This is a genomic window from Tritonibacter sp. SIMBA_163 (assembly GCF_046535935.1).
Taxonomy (GTDB): Bacteria; Pseudomonadota; Alphaproteobacteria; order Rhodobacterales; family Rhodobacteraceae; genus Epibacterium; species Epibacterium scottomollicae.
In genome coordinates, this window is sequence record NZ_JAWJBP010000352.1 from 1 (window position 1) to 277 (window position 277).

A 277-nucleotide genomic window follows, 5' to 3' on the forward strand; every position below is an offset into this window, starting at 1 on the left:
CATACGCAGCACGCGTAATGCGCGTTGCTGGCGTTGGCTGCCATATTCACACTCCATGACAGGGACGCCGTCAACGCGTGCGGTGATAGTGCTAGGGATATCCATGGGCAGAACATCCCCTTTTTTCAGGCCCATCACAGGCGCAATACGGCTGGGGATTTGCGCAAATTCTGCCACTAGCTCCACTTCGGATTGGCGTAGCTCACTGGCCATTCGGCGTGACCATGAGCCGTCACTGTCATGGTTGCTGTCATTAATAGGGTTGACGAGCAAATCG

1 protein-coding gene is annotated in these 277 nt (G+C 55.2%); it reads right to left on the reverse strand.

From position 1 onward, the window contains the following. Positions 1-213: FliM/FliN family flagellar motor switch protein (locus R0J92_RS22690; RefSeq protein WP_411053323.1), on the reverse strand; the 213-nt coding region annotated here is incomplete at its 3' end. Positions 214-277 lie beyond the last annotated feature (64 nt).